General features: G+C 72.8%; 14 protein-coding genes. 9 read left to right on the top strand and 5 right to left on the bottom strand.

From position 1 onward, the window contains the following. Positions 1 to 245: 245 nt before the first annotated feature. The 7 genes from ABIC30_RS15050 (at position 246) to ABIC30_RS15020 (ending at position 6,639) form a co-directional block, all read left to right on the top strand. Complete coding sequence (locus tag ABIC30_RS15050) at positions 246 to 1,502, top strand: transglycosylase SLT domain-containing protein (RefSeq protein ID WP_043712477.1); 1,257 nt, start codon at positions 246 to 248, stop codon at positions 1,500 to 1,502. Between the two features lie 308 nt (positions 1,503 to 1,810). Next, on the top strand, positions 1,811 to 2,047 hold the full coding sequence (locus tag ABIC30_RS15045; RefSeq protein ID WP_020092591.1) for a DUF6894 family protein: 237 nt from the start codon (positions 1,811 to 1,813) through the stop codon (positions 2,045 to 2,047). A 141-nt stretch (positions 2,048 to 2,188) separates the two neighbouring features. Beyond that, positions 2,189 to 3,250, top strand: a complete 1,062-nt coding sequence (locus ABIC30_RS15040) for an MBL fold metallo-hydrolase (protein WP_020092592.1) — start codon at positions 2,189 to 2,191, stop codon at positions 3,248 to 3,250. 153 nt (positions 3,251 to 3,403) lie between these two features. Continuing rightward, complete coding sequence (locus ABIC30_RS15035) at positions 3,404 to 5,023, top strand: ABC transporter substrate-binding protein (RefSeq protein WP_354455615.1); 1,620 nt, start codon at positions 3,404 to 3,406, stop codon at positions 5,021 to 5,023. 98 nt (positions 5,024 to 5,121) lie between these two features. Then, positions 5,122 to 5,367, top strand: a complete 246-nt coding sequence (locus tag ABIC30_RS15030) for a hypothetical protein (protein WP_020092594.1) — start codon at positions 5,122 to 5,124, stop codon at positions 5,365 to 5,367. A 194-nt stretch (positions 5,368 to 5,561) separates the two neighbouring features. After that, positions 5,562 to 5,975 (top strand): lanmodulin LanM, encoded by a 414-nt coding sequence (gene lanM, locus ABIC30_RS15025; protein ID WP_020092595.1) that lies wholly within the window; start codon positions 5,562 to 5,564, stop codon positions 5,973 to 5,975. Between the two features lie 349 nt (positions 5,976 to 6,324). Beyond that, on the top strand, positions 6,325 to 6,639 hold the full coding sequence (locus ABIC30_RS15020; RefSeq protein ID WP_020092596.1) for a hypothetical protein: 315 nt from the start codon (positions 6,325 to 6,327) through the stop codon (positions 6,637 to 6,639). A gap of 58 nt (positions 6,640 to 6,697) precedes the next feature. On the opposite strand, the gene pcaD is transcribed toward ABIC30_RS15020, so the two are convergent. Together pcaD and ABIC30_RS15010 are read right to left on the bottom strand one after the other, a co-directional pair. Next, on the bottom strand, positions 6,698 to 7,495 hold the full coding sequence (pcaD, locus tag ABIC30_RS15015) for a 3-oxoadipate enol-lactonase (RefSeq protein WP_020092597.1): 798 nt from the start codon (positions 7,493 to 7,495) through the stop codon (positions 6,698 to 6,700). Between the two features lie 89 nt (positions 7,496 to 7,584). Beyond that, the gene (locus tag ABIC30_RS15010) at positions 7,585 to 7,857 is read right to left on the bottom strand and encodes a DUF2061 domain-containing protein (RefSeq protein ID WP_020092598.1); all 273 of its coding nucleotides are present in this window, start codon (positions 7,855 to 7,857) and stop codon (positions 7,585 to 7,587) included. Between the two features lie 206 nt (positions 7,858 to 8,063). Here ABIC30_RS15010 and ABIC30_RS15005 point away from each other — a divergent pair, with 206 nt between their 5' ends. Beyond that, positions 8,064 to 8,333, top strand: a complete 270-nt coding sequence (locus ABIC30_RS15005) for a hypothetical protein (protein WP_026604840.1) — start codon at positions 8,064 to 8,066, stop codon at positions 8,331 to 8,333. Here the strand turns inward: ABIC30_RS15005 and ABIC30_RS15000 are convergent. After that, positions 8,320 to 8,700, bottom strand: coding sequence for a hypothetical protein (locus ABIC30_RS15000; RefSeq protein ID WP_020092600.1), 381 nt, complete (start codon positions 8,698 to 8,700; stop codon positions 8,320 to 8,322). The genes ABIC30_RS15005 and ABIC30_RS15000 overlap by 14 nt on opposite strands. Positions 8,701 to 8,813: 113 nt before the next feature. Between ABIC30_RS15000 and ABIC30_RS14995 the strand changes: the two genes are divergently transcribed. Further along, positions 8,814 to 9,242, top strand: coding sequence for a DUF1810 domain-containing protein (locus ABIC30_RS14995; RefSeq protein WP_020092601.1), 429 nt, complete (start codon positions 8,814 to 8,816; stop codon positions 9,240 to 9,242). 4 nt (positions 9,243 to 9,246) lie between these two features. Here ABIC30_RS14995 and ABIC30_RS14990 read toward each other — a convergent pair whose 3' ends face one another. Beyond that, on the bottom strand, positions 9,247 to 11,721 hold the full coding sequence (locus ABIC30_RS14990) for a PBP1A family penicillin-binding protein (RefSeq protein ID WP_354455611.1): 2,475 nt from the start codon (positions 11,719 to 11,721) through the stop codon (positions 9,247 to 9,249). A gap of 160 nt (positions 11,722 to 11,881) precedes the next feature. After that, entirely contained in the window at positions 11,882 to 12,544 is a 663-nt protein-coding gene (locus tag ABIC30_RS14985; protein WP_020092603.1) for an HdeD family acid-resistance protein, read from the bottom strand. Between the last annotated feature and the right edge of the window lie 148 nt (positions 12,545 to 12,692).

The following is a 12,692-nucleotide window of genomic DNA, read 5'->3' as shown; positions in this document are numbered from 1 at the left end:
CCGTTCCAACCCGAATGCGACAACATCGCCCCGCCGTCGTCCCGCGCGCGGCCGGTCGGCCGCCGGTCGGCGGCGTTAACGGGACCCTAAGCGGGAGGGTTAACCCTTCCTTGACCGTGCCACGCTTGGATCACGGGGCCGTCCCATTCTGGTCACGGCCGGCGTCGATAGGGCCGCCGCTTCCAGAAAAAACCCGGCCGTCAGAGCCGGGCGGACGCAAGGACCGATCTAGAAGAGGACCGATGATGGGGGTTTTCCCGGAGCCGGCGCGTTGCGCCGACGACGTGAACCGACTCGTGCCGCAGACCCTGACCGGCACGGGGCATTTCGAGGATGAAGCCGTGGCGTGGCTGCCGCGGGCCGGTCGCGACGCAGGGCGCCGGTCACTTCGCCGCACCGGCCTCGGCCGGATCTCCGGGACGCTGGCCCTCGGGCTCGTCGCCGGGTTCGGCCTGCCGCAGGCCGCCTTCGCGCCCGCCTACTTCGCGCCGGCTGCCCAGGCCCACGACCGGGTCGACACCAGCCCGCGCGCCGCTCAGGAACTCGCTCAACGCGCGTTCGAGCCCGCGGTTCCCGCCGAGGCGCCCGCGGCATCGGCAGACGCACCGGCACCGGCACCGGCACCGGCGAAGGATGCCTGGAACGGCCTGCCCTTGCCGGAGCAGGAGCCCGCCACCACGGCCCTGATTCAGGACGACCTCGCGGCCCTGCCGCGGGTGACGCAGGAGCAGGACGCGGTCAAGTTCGGCGAGCGCAGCGTGCCGCGCAAGGTGGTCGACACGATCGTCAAGGCCTCTGACGAGGCCGGCGTCGATCCCGTCTACATGATGGCGCTGGCCGACAAGGAATCGAGCTTCGACACCGCGGCGAAGGCCGCGACTTCCTCGGCGCAGGGCCTGTTCCAGTTCGTTGCCCGCACCTGGCTGGAGATGATCCGCGATTACGGCGCGCGCTACGGGCTCGCCGAGGAAGCCGCCGCCGTGAAGGGCCGGGGCGCCGCGATCACCGTGACGGGCAGCATGCGCGCCCGGGTGCTCGGCCTGCGCAACGACCCGCGCGTCGCCGCCCTGATGGCGGCCGAGCTGATCAAGCGCGACCGCGACCGGATCGAGGCCCGGGTCGGGCGCGCGCTCACCACGACCGAGCTGTACCTCGCCCATTTCCTCGGCACCGCGAGCGCCGGGCGCTTCCTGTCGCTCTCTTCCGAGAAGCCCGACGAGGTCGCCGGCCGCGAGTTTCGCACCGCGGCGCGGGCCAATCGCGGCCTGTTCACCGAGAAGACGGGCGGCAAGCGCCGCAGCCTGACCGTGTCCGAGCTGCACGACCGGATCGACGGCATGATCGACCGGCGGCTGACCCGCTATCAGGGCGTGGCGGCGGTCGCCGAGGCGCTCGACAGGGCGCCGGCTCAGAGCGACGTCGCCGCCACCGAGGAGACGGTTCCGGTGGCCGGCAACCGCCGCGTCGAGGTGACGGAGGCGCTGCCGCCGGACGGCGTGTGAGAACCGGATCGCGGCGCCGGCCCGCCTGAGCGGGCCGGCTCGCGGCATCGGCCCGAAGAATCCGGCCCGCCGGATCCGTCGGACGGGCGGCTCTCCCGGCCGCGGCCGCCGAGGAAGCCTCCCGCGCCGGGCCGCGCCGGCCCGCGACGTCCCGAAGCGCCGGGGCGGGTCGGGCGCGGCGCAGCGAGGCCGGAAGCGGCTTTCGCCCGACCGTCGAGCGGCCTCAAAGCTCGGCTTTTAAGGCACTGTTAACCATAGCAAGACCAATCCTATCGGCAGACTACTTCTCTTAGAGATGCTTGGCGCCGATGCCCCGCTACTTCATCGACCTGCACGACGGCTCCCAGCCGATCCACGATGAGGTCGGATTCGACCTGCCGGACCTTCCGGCGGCCCGCGCCAAGGTCACCCGGATCATGTCGGCGATCGCCCGCGACATGCTGCCGGAGGTCGAGCGCCAGGATTACGTGGCCTGCGTCCGCGACGGCGTCGGCAAGGTGGTCTACCGGGCGCGCCTGTCCCTCGCTGCCGAGATGGTGGAGTGAGCCGGCGCGCTCCGGCCGCCTGATGCGTCCCTGCAGACGTCGCTGAGCGACGTCCCTGAGACGGCGCCGAAACCGCCCTGAGGCTCCCCGCCGCGCCGCGGCAGTGCTTGACCGGCCCCCGGTTCCGGCCATCTCGGACCCATGAAACGGCGCAGCCTGCTCACGGTCGCGAGTGCGGCCACGGTCATGACGCTCGGCGGCGTCGGCTACGCCGCGCACCGGCGCGGCCGGAACCCGTACTACCGCGGCCCGACCTCCGACCATTTCGACGGGTTGCGGTTCTTCCTGCCCGGTCAGTCCACCGACAAGGCGCTCCCCGACGTGCTGCGCTGGCAGGCCAAGCGGCAGCGCGAGCCCTGGCCCAAGAGCTTCCCCAGCCCCTACCCGGCCGACCGGCCGCCCGAGCGCGTCGAGGGCCTGCGGGTCGTGCTGATCGGCCACGCGAGCTACCTCGTGCAGGTCGCCGGCCGGAACATCCTGATCGACCCGGTCTTCGCCAAGCGCGCGAGCCCGGTCCGCTTCGCCGGGCCGAAGCGCGTCAACCCGCCGGGCATCGCCTTCGCCGACCTGCCGCCGATCGACGCGATCCTGGTCACCCACAACCACTACGACCATCTCGACGGGCCGAGCCTCGCCCGGCTCTGGCAGGCGCACCAGCCGCTGATCGTAGCGCCGCTGGGCAACGACACGATCCTGCGCGGCTACGACGACACGATGCATGTCGAGACCCGCGACTGGGGACAGTCGGTCGATCTCGGCGACGGGCTGCAGGTCCATCTGACGCCCGCGAACCACTGGTCGGCCCGGGGCGTCAACGACCGGCGCATGGCGCTGTGGTGCGCCTTCGTGATCACCTCGCCCCGCGGCGTGCACTACCATGTCGGCGACACCGGTTTCGGCGACGGCGCCCTCTTCTCCGACGTGCGGGCGCGGTTCGGGCCGCCGCGCCTCGCGACGCTGCCGATCGGCGCCTACGAGCCGCGCTGGTTCATGCAGGCGCAGCACGTCGACCCGGCCGAGGCGGTGAAGGTCTTCGGCCTGCTCGGCGCCGAGCAGGCGCTGGGCCACCACTGGGGCACGTTCCAGCTCACCGACGAGGGCGTCGAGCGCCCCGCCGAGGCGCTGGCGGCGGCCCTCGGCGGGGCCGGCATCCCGGCCGAGCGCTTCGTCGCCCTGAGGCCCGGCCAGGTCTGGGAGGCCTGACCCCCGGGCTATCCGGGGAACGCCGGCGGCCATTGGGCACGATGCGTGCATCATTCTGTATGCAGCATGGGGTGGAGGCCCGGGCCGCGCCGCCGCGGGCCCGAGGGCAGGTGCCGTTCCGTGCGGCGCCCGCGCCTTCAGCCGAGAGACACGATGAACCCGATCAAGCCGACACGCCGATCCCTGATGGCCGGGGGCGTCGCCCTGGCGGCGCTGGGGGCGGCGGGCCGCGCCGGCGCGCAGGGCGCGGCCCCCGGCACCCTGACCTACGGCATCTCCATGACCGACCTGCCGCTCACGACCGGCCAGCCGGACCGGGGCGCGGGCGGCTACCAGTTCACCGGACTGACCCTCTACGATCCCCTGGTCGCCTGGGAACTCGACGTCGCCGACCGGCCGGGCAAGATGGTGCCCGGCCTCGCCACCGCCTGGGAGGCCGACCCGGCCGACCCCAAGGTCTGGACCTTCCACCTGCGGGAGGGCGTGGCCTTCCACGACGGGTCGGCCTTCGATGCCGACGCGGTGATCTGGAACTTCGACAAGGTGCTGAACAAGGAGGCGCCGCATTTCGACCAGCGGCAGGCGTCCCAGGTCCGCCCGCGCCTGCCCGGCGTCGCGAGCTACCGGAAGGTCGACGCCAAGACCGTCCAGGTCGTTACCAAGACGCCCGACAGCCTGTTCCCCTACCAGATGCTCTGGTTCCTGATCTCGTCGCCGGCGCAGTACGAGAAGGTCGGGAAGGACTGGGCGAAGTTCGCCTTCGAGCCCTCGGGGACCGGGCCGTTCCGGATGGGGCAGCTGGTGCCGCGGGTGCGCCTCGAGCTGCTGCCGAACATCGGCTACTGGAACCCGAAGCGGGTCCCGAAGCTCGCGAAGCTGACCCTCGCCTGCGTGCCCGAGGACCTCGCCCGGGTGAACGCGCTCCTGTCCGGCAGCGTCGACCTGATCGAGACGCCCGCGCCCGACGCGGTGCCGCGCCTGAAGGCCGCCGGCATGCGGGTCGTGGGCAACGAGACGCCCCATGTCTGGAACTACCACCTGTCGATGGTGGAGGGCTCGCCCTGGCGCGACCTGCGCCTGCGCAAGGCCGCCAACCTCGCCATCGACCGCGCGGGCGTCGTCGAGCTGATGGGCGGCCTCGCCCAGCCCGCCGTCGGTCAGGTCCAGGAATCGAGCCCGTGGTTCGGCAAGCCGGGCTTCAAGATCCGGACCGACGTCGAGGCGGCGCGCAAGCTCGTCGAGGAGGCCGGCTACTCGGTGAAGAACCCCGTGAAGGCCACGGTCCTGATCCCGACCGGCGGCACCGGGCAGATGCTGTCGCTCCCGATCAACGAGTTCGTCCAGCAGAGCTGGGCCGAGATCGGCATCCAGGTGGCGTTCAAGACCGTGGAGCTGGAGGTGGCCTACACGGCGTGGCGCCAGGGCGCCGCGGATCCGAGCCTCAAGGGCGTCAGCGCCGGCAACATCGCCTACGTCACCTCCGACCCGTTCTACGCGATCCTGCGCTTCTACGATTCGCGGCAGATCGCGCCGAACGGCGTGAACTGGAGCCACTACCGCAACCCCGAGGTCGACGCCCTCTGCGACAAGGTGAAGGCGAGCCTCGACGTGGCCGAGCAGAACCGGCTGCTCGCGCGCATCCACGAAATCGTCGTCGACGATGCCGTGCAGGTCTGGGTCGTTCACGACACCAATCCGCACGCATTGTCGTCGCGGGTGAAGAACTACGTCCAGGCGCAGCACTGGTTTCAGGACCTGGCGACGCTGGCCTGATCAGCCCGGATCTGTGTCGGCTCCGGGAAGAACGGGAGAACATCGGGAACGATCGGCGCGAGGACGGGTTGGACTCCGAACGCACGAAGGAGAGTCCCATGAAGACCCTGCTTGCCGGCGCCGTCCTGGCCGCCTCCCTGACGAGCGTCGTCCCCGCTGCGGCGCAGCGAATCGATATCGGTCCCGACGGGCCGAGCGTCGACCTGCGCTCCAGCGCCCAGCGGGATCGCGACTTCCGCCGCGAAGAGTATCGGCGCGACCGCGCCTATGACGAGGATCGTCTCTACCGACGCCAGCGGTTCGACGACGACCGCCCGGTGACGCGGCGCGGCTACGGATACTGAATCACCGCGCGAATCGCCTGCCGGCGATTGTGCGCTCTCTTCGGGGGTCGGCTCGCGCCGGCCCCTTTTTCTATGCCGCGTCTCCGAAGCGCGGCCCGGGACAGCACGCAACCCACAGGGTCGAATTTCGCACTTGCGGCACGGTGAGTCGGAGACTAGGAAGATCGAGCATCAAATTTCGGGAGCATCTGGCAATGACCTCACGTTTCATCAGTGGCTTCGCGGCGGTCACCCTCGCGGTGTGCGGCCTCTCCGCTCCGGCCGCTTTCGCCAAGCCGATGAGCGGAACGAGCGCCGTCAAGATGATCGACACCGACAACGACGGCACCGTCGACATGAAGGAAGTGGAGGCGGTGGCCTCGGCGACCTTCGACCGTCTCGAGAAGGACGCCGACGGCACCCTCGACGCCAAGGAGCTGAAGGGCCGCCTGAGCGCCTCCGGCGTGAAGCAGGCCGATCCGGACAGCGACGGCACGCTCGACAAGAAGGAGTACCTCGCGGCCGTCGGCGAGCGCTTCAAGCTGGCCGACCCGGACAACGACGGCACCCTCGACGCCAAGGAGCTGAACTCCAAGGCCGGCAAGGCTCTCCTGGCCCTCATCAAGTAAAACCGTCCGCGCGCTCCTGATGGAGCGTGGATGAGCGAGGCCTCCGCGGCGCTGACCGCGGGGGCCTTGCTGCGTTCATGGCGACCCTGAACCTTCGCCCGGACGCGCCGATCCATGGGGCCTGCACGTAAAAGTTGTGGATCGCGGCGATTGTTCTGCGGGCTCCGGCCGCTCCCGCGCCGGCGGAACATCCGACACCCCGTCCGACACCCCGTCCGACACTCAGTACGACACCCAGTCCGGCCGCCGCCGCGGCTGCGACGCTCGACCGCTCGCCGGGCGCGATCGGAGGGAGTTGACGGTCCGCAACCTGTAGGTGCACCCTCGAGGTGGTTGAGGGACCAAGACGATGCGGAACGGCTCACCAGAGGACGACGGCAACGCGAGACGCCGCGCGAGACCGGTCGCGCTGACCGAGGGACCGCACGGCGCGGCGGCGGCGGACGGACGCGACCGGATTGCCGAGAGCCGGCCGGAGCGCGCGGACGCGGAGCCGACGGCAACGCTCGGCGATCTCGGCGACGCCCTGCTCGCGGCCTATCGGCTGGCCGAGCAGGACGGCGACGCGCTGACCGTGTCGCTGCTCGGGCAGGCGCTGCTGCGGACCGGGCGGCGCTTGGCGCGCGGGATGTCGCCCGCCGATGTCGGGATCGCCTGCCACTGAAGCGGCGCGCGGTCCCGGACGCTCGGGCGACTGACGGGACGGCGCCGCCGCGGCCCGCCTACGCGCCCGGCGCGGCGCGGTCGAGGAAGGCGCGCAGGTAGCCGCCGACCGCCTCGGCGCGCTCGACGGCGAGCAGGTGCGCCGCCCGGGGCAGCACGACGAGTTCGGCCTGGGCGATGCCGCCGCAGATCTCCTCGGCCATGGCCGGGGGCGTCGAGGGATCGTCGCGGCCGGCGATCACCAGGGTCGGCGCGGTGATGGCTCCGAGCGCCGGACGGAGATCCATGCGCCCGATCGCCCCGCAGCACACCGCGTAGCCGGCCGGATCGCAGGCCAGGAATCGCTCGCGGACAGCCCGCACCGTCTCGGGGGCGCGCTCCGCGAAACCCGGCGTGAACCAGCGCCCCAGCGTCGCCTCGACCACGGCCGCCGTCCCCTGGGCGCGCACGGTCGCGGCGCGCTCGTCCCAGCTCTGCAGGCTCGGCAGGAAGGCCGCCGTCGCCATCAGGGTGGCGCTGAGCGCGCGTCCGGGATCGGCGCTCGCCAGCGCCTGCACGGTCATCCCGCCGAGCGAGAGGCCGACGAGATGGGCGCGTCCGATGCTGAGGGCGTCCAGAAGGCCCGCGAGATCGCCGGCCAGATCCGCGATCGCGACCGGCCGGTCGCGCGTCTCCGACCCGCCGTGGCCGCGCGTGTCGTAGCGCAGCGTCCGGTAACGCCCCGTCAGCGCGGGCACCAGCGCGTCCCACATCTCCAGGGTCGCCCCCAGCGAGTTCGAGAAAGCGACGACCGGGGCGTCCTCCGGGCCCGCGAGGTGGTAGCGGAGGCCGAGTCCTCCGACGGTGATCTGCGGCATGCGGCTCTCTCCGGTTCGGGCTCTCGAGGATGTCAGGCCGCCGGGCGGCGGGGCGGAGCTGGCGGGCAACGCGGCCTCCCGGACGGATCTCAGGCGCGACCGAGGGGAATCAGGCCCCAGCCGCGCTCGTGGAGGTAGTACAGCACGGTCTTGGTCACGGTCTCGGTCGAGGCGATCGAGCCGGCGACCAGCACGCTGCCGGTGAACAGGTAGGACAGCAGCAGTGTGTCGAGGCTCCCGACGACGCGCCAGCTCACGGCCTTGGCGATCGAGCGGAGGCGGCTCTCCCCGGCCGGGGGCGCGCGCGTCCGTGCGGGCTCGGGTGCGCGGGCATCGCGGGTTGGGACGTCGTCGGCGGGCATGCGGGCTCCCTGCGGTCGATCCGAAACGCGCGCGGTGGCGCGGTCCATTATGGGGCGGCGCACCGGATGCTGCCCCGCCGGATCGCCCGGCGCGCGGATGACGATGCCGCGAGCCCCGCGCTCCGGAGGAGCGTCTTCAACATGGGTCAATGCGCCGGCGGCCGAAACGCTCGACAAGAGTGGTGCGAGCACAGCGGAGACCGGGGATGCACGAGCCTGCGATGGGCGACGCCGCGATCCAACCGGCGGAGTTCTGGGACACGGTCGGCGGCCTCGTGACCGCCAAGGTCGAGCCGGTGATCGGCCGAGCCGACAAGCAGCGTGGTCCCCTCATCGACTACCTGCGCGACCTGGAGGCCCTGGCGCGGCGCCAGTGCTCCAGCCGCGAGACGGTCCAGATCATCGCCTCGGGCCGGCGGCTCCTCGGAGACCGGAGCGAGATCGGGCCGTCGGACGGACCGTTCACCCGCGCCTGAGCCGGGCACCCGGCGGAGCCGCCCGCGCCATCCGCGACCGGACCAGATAGATCGCGGCCGCGACCGCCCAGGCCGCGCAGGTCGGCGCCACCCACTGCTGCAGATTCGGCAGGGACCAGCCGTACAGGAACTCGGCGCCGAGATGCGCCTGAACGGCGTCCCAGCCCGCGTGTTTGAGGACGTGTTCCCGCTGCCCGGCCTCGCGGCCGTAATAGTAGGTCGAGACCACGAGCGCCGCGACGCCTTCCGGTCGGGGACTGCGCAGCAGGATCAGAACGGCCGCCATTCCGGCGGTCTCGGGGATCGCCGTCAGGGCGTGGCTCATCGCCGGGTTCGCGACCATGAAGGCGACGAGCGTTGCGAGCATGGGCGGCGCTTACACCAATCCCGGCGCGGCGTCAGCGGCACTCCGGACCCGCGCCTGCATCCCCGCGGGCGCCGCGCGGTTGACGGTGCGGGACCGGAACAACGGAGCCGCGCATGAGCGACACCTACGACCTCGGCCGCTTCGTCGCCGCGCAGGAGGGCGTCTACGGGCGCGCCCTGGCGGAGTTGCAGGCCGGCGACAAGCGCAGCCACTGGATGTGGTTCATCTTCCCGCAGATCGCCGGGCTCGGCGCGAGCCCGATGGCGCAGCGCTACGCCATCGGGTCTCTCGCGGAGGCGCAGGCCTACGCGGCGCACCCGGTGCTCGGCGCGCGCCTGCGCGCCTGCACGGCGGCCGTCAACGCCGTCGCCGGGCGCTCGGCCCACGCGATCTTCGGCTCGCCCGACGATCTGAAGTTCCGCTCCAGCATGACGCTGTTCGCCCGCGCCGTGCCGGGCGAGCCGGTCTTCGCCGACGCGCTGGCGCGCTACTTCGACGGCGTCCCCGACCCGCGGACGCTGGCGAAGCTCGGGGCAGGCTAGCGCCTCACCGGCCCCACAGCCCGACCCGCTCGGCGCGCGCCTGCTCCTCCGCGCCCAGGAGGTCCGGCGGGGCGTCCTCGGAGGCGCGGGCGCCGCCCGCGGCCAGGATCAGCCCGGCGAGGTCGTCGCCCTCGATGCGGCAGCGGGCCGTGGCCCCGTCGGACAGGCCGGTGCAGACCACCTCGCGGCGGCGCAGGTAGCTGGCGAGCTGGCGGGCGAGATGGCCGCGCTCGCCGACCACGCCGAGGAGGCGCACGACCCGCCCGCGCAGGTTGAGGGTGCCGGTATCGATCACCTCCGGCACGCCGCGGACCTCGCCGGCCGCGACGGGTTCGGCCGCGGGCGCGGCGGCGGCCCGGGCCGGCTCGGCCCGCTCCGCCGAGAGGCGGGCCTTGCCCTTCGCGAGCTTCTCGGCGGCCCGCTGGACGAAGTCGTGGAAGATCCCGGCCGGCATCTCGCCGCCGAACATGCGGTTCATCGGGCTGTCGTCGTCGTTGCCGACCCAGATCCCGACCACGAGGTCGGGGGTCATGCCGACGAACCACGCGTCGCGGAAATCCTGGCTCGTGCCGGTCTTGCCGCCGATGATCTGGCCGGGCACCCGCGCGGCGCGGCCGGTGCCGGATTCCACCACCGCCTGCAGCGAGTCGAGCATCATGGTGCGCGGCTCCTGCGCCAGCATCGGGCCCGGGGCCGCGTCGGCGCGGACGTAGAGCGGCTGCGGCGCGGCCCCGCGGATCGCCTGGATGCCGTAGGACTGGAGCGGGGTGCGCCCGGACAGGACCGAGCCGTAGGCGCGGGTCATCTCCAGGAGGCTCACGGCGCCCGAGCCGAGGACGAGGCTCGGCACGTTGGGCAGGTCCGACTGGATCCCGAGCTTGCGGGCGGTGGCGATCACCGCCGGGATGCCGACATCCTGCCCGAGCTGGGCCGCCACGGTGTTGATCGACAGCGCGAAGGCGGTCCGCAGGGGCACGGGCCCCCGGTAGCGGCCGTCGTCGTTCTCGGGCTGCCAGTCGCCGATCTGGACCGGGCGGTCGACCATCACGGATTCCGGCGTGTAGCCCTTCTCGTAGGCCGTCAGGTAGGCGAGGAGCTTGAACAGGGAGCCGGGCTGGCGCTTGGCCTGGACGGCGCGGTTGAACTGGCTGTCCTCGTAGTCGCGGCCGCCGACCATGGCGAGGATCGCGCCCTCCTTCGACAGCACCACCATGGCGGCCTGGCCGACCTTGCGGCGGGCGCCGTCCTTGTCGAGGCGGCGGGCCACGACGCCCTCGGCGAGGCTCTGCAGGTCGAGGTTGAGGGTCGAGCGCACCGTCATGTCGCCGTCGGTGCCGGCGAGGCGCTTCACGTCGCCCGCGATCATGTCGAGGAAGTAGTTGGTGCCGGGCGGCGCCTCGGGGGGCGATTTCAGGGTCACGCTCTGCTTGCGCGCGGCGTCGGCCTCGGCCTGCGAGATCGCGCCGGTCTCGACCATGGCCTGGAGCACCACGTCGGCGCGCTCCTTGGCGCCCCCGAGGTTGCGGGTCGGGGCGAGCTGCGATGGCGCCCGCACCAGACCGGCCAGCATCGCCGATTCCGGCAGGTTCAGCGCCTTGGCGGGCTTGCCGAAGTAGCGCCGCGCCGCCGCGTCCGCCCCGTAGGCGCCGGCGCCGAAATACGCGGAGTCGAGGTAGCCGAGCAGGATCGCGTCCTTGCTCATGGTCGACTCGACCCGCAGCGCCAGGAAGGCTTCCTGCACCTTCCGCCAGAGCGTCTTCTCTTGGTTGAGGGAGGTCAGGCGGACATATTGCTGGGTGATGGTCGAGCCGCCCTCGCGCACGCCGCCGCCGCGGAGATTGCGCCACGCCGCCCGGGCGAGGCCGCGCAGGTCGATGCCCCAGTGGCTGTAGAAGCGGCGGTCCTCGATCGCCACGATCGCCTGGGCGAGGTGCGGCGGCAGGTCGGCCGCGGTGAGCTTCTGGCCGCGGAAGCTGCCGCGGGTGGCGAAGACCCGGCCGTCGTCGGCCTCGACGGTGATCGCCCGCTGGCCGGTCTCGACCACGGCGCCGCCCAGCGGCGGCAGGCTCACGAAGGCCGCGAACAGGTAGATCGCCAGCGCCAGGGCCGGCAGCAGGATCACCAGGGCGGCGGCGAGCAGGGCCGGGTGCCGGCGGCCGAGGATCGGCCGGGAACGCCGGTTCAGGGCGCGCGCGTCCGTCTCGGCGCCGGCGGGCGGGCGCTCCGCCGGTGCCCGTCGCGCCCGCGCCGCGCGCTCCGCCGCGCGGGCCGACAGGGCCCGGCCGGTCCGCGCGAGGCCGGTCCGCGCGAGGCCGAGCCCGGCCGCGGCGAGGAGGGTCCGGAGATGGCGCGCGAGGTCGCGCGCGGCCCGCCCGGCCTCCCGGGCAGCGAGCCGCGGGTCCGGGGCGTCGGCGGCGGGGTCCGGCTTCGGCGGTTTCGGCCCGTCGGCCGGGGCGCGTTCCGGCGCGTCGGGCGTCATCGTGGTGCGTGTTCCGGGACCGGCCGATCCGGCCGACTGAGCCTTCTAAGCCGCATCCGTCGCGGTGTCCCGCAGCCGCGGGGTCGCGGGACGGGCGGCGCGTCGATCGCGCCGGCACCGTGTGGATCGGGCCACGGGGCCCGATCCGGTCCCGGCCGGCTCACCGGCCGAGCGGCGCTCCCGGACCGACGGCGCCGTGCTGGGCGCGCAGCTTGAAGGCCAGGATCAGCAGGAGGATGCCGAAGGCGAAGGTGTAGGAGCCGATCCACCACGTCAGCACCAGGGCCGACATGCCCGGGTTGATGAGCAGCGCGAGGCCGAACAGGATCGACACCACGCCGCCGAGGCCCAGCCACCAGCGCCCGTAATGGAGGTGCAGGCGGAAGGCGGCGGCGATCATCAGGCCGCCGGTGACCAGCGCCCACGCGGCGAGCAGCAGCACGAATGCCCAGACGGCCGCAGCCGGCACCAGCACCGCAGCGACGCCCACCACGATGTCGACGAGGCCCTCGACCAGCATGAAGCCCCAGCGCTCGTGGCGCTGCGCGGCCCGGACCGCGCCGACGACGGCGACGACGCCGTCGACGAGCATGTAGGCGGCGAAGAACAGGACCAGGGACAGCACGAAGGCGCCCGGCGCGATGAACGCGATCGCCCCGAACAGGACCGCGATGACGCCGCGCAGGGCGACGAGCCACCAGTTCCGCGCCAGGGCCGCACTCATGGCGTCGAGGCGCGCCGCGCCGACGAGCGGGATGCCGGTGGGGGTGGTCGCGGGGCCGGAACCGGGGCGGTTCGGCGTCGGGGATGGGCTGCTGGTCATGGCGAACTCCTGGGCCTTGAGGCCGGGAACGGCAAAGGTTCCGGGCGCAGAACGCCGCAGTGCGGCATGCGTTCCTAGGCGGGCTGATCCGCGCGTGGAACCTTGGGCCTGCGGCCGGCTTTTGCTGCCTGAGGCGGGCGATGCGACA

The organism is Methylobacterium sp. 1030 (assembly GCF_040544715.1).
In the GTDB taxonomy this organism is placed as follows: domain Bacteria; phylum Pseudomonadota; class Alphaproteobacteria; order Rhizobiales; family Beijerinckiaceae; genus Methylobacterium.
The sequence above is the reverse complement of the archived record's forward strand: the minus strand, read 5'-3'. Positions and strand labels throughout refer to the sequence as shown.

Excerpts from the sequence above, each read along its gene's own strand:
- ABIC30_RS15050 (WP_043712477.1), top strand. The coding sequence starts at position 246 with ATGGGGGTTTTCCCGGAGCCGGCGCGTTGCGCCGACGACGTGAACCGA.
- ABIC30_RS15045 (WP_020092591.1), top strand. The coding sequence starts at position 1,811 with ATGCCCCGCTACTTCATCGACCTGCACGACGGCTCCCAGCCGATCCAC.
- ABIC30_RS15040 (WP_020092592.1), top strand. The coding sequence starts at position 2,189 with ATGAAACGGCGCAGCCTGCTCACGGTCGCGAGTGCGGCCACGGTCATG.
- ABIC30_RS15035 (WP_354455615.1), top strand. The coding sequence starts at position 3,404 with ATGAACCCGATCAAGCCGACACGCCGATCCCTGATGGCCGGGGGCGTC.
- ABIC30_RS15030 (WP_020092594.1), top strand. The coding sequence starts at position 5,122 with ATGAAGACCCTGCTTGCCGGCGCCGTCCTGGCCGCCTCCCTGACGAGC.
- lanM (WP_020092595.1), top strand. The coding sequence starts at position 5,562 with ATGACCTCACGTTTCATCAGTGGCTTCGCGGCGGTCACCCTCGCGGTG.
- ABIC30_RS15020 (WP_020092596.1), top strand. The coding sequence starts at position 6,325 with ATGCGGAACGGCTCACCAGAGGACGACGGCAACGCGAGACGCCGCGCG.
- pcaD (WP_020092597.1), bottom strand. The coding sequence starts at position 7,495 with ATGCCGCAGATCACCGTCGGAGGACTCGGCCTCCGCTACCACCTCGCG.
- ABIC30_RS15010 (WP_020092598.1), bottom strand. The coding sequence starts at position 7,857 with ATGCCCGCCGACGACGTCCCAACCCGCGATGCCCGCGCACCCGAGCCC.
- ABIC30_RS15005 (WP_026604840.1), top strand. The coding sequence starts at position 8,064 with ATGCACGAGCCTGCGATGGGCGACGCCGCGATCCAACCGGCGGAGTTC.
- ABIC30_RS15000 (WP_020092600.1), bottom strand. The coding sequence starts at position 8,700 with ATGCTCGCAACGCTCGTCGCCTTCATGGTCGCGAACCCGGCGATGAGC.
- ABIC30_RS14995 (WP_020092601.1), top strand. The coding sequence starts at position 8,814 with ATGAGCGACACCTACGACCTCGGCCGCTTCGTCGCCGCGCAGGAGGGC.
- ABIC30_RS14990 (WP_354455611.1), bottom strand. The coding sequence starts at position 11,721 with ATGACGCCCGACGCGCCGGAACGCGCCCCGGCCGACGGGCCGAAACCG.
- ABIC30_RS14985 (WP_020092603.1), bottom strand. The coding sequence starts at position 12,544 with ATGACCAGCAGCCCATCCCCGACGCCGAACCGCCCCGGTTCCGGCCCC.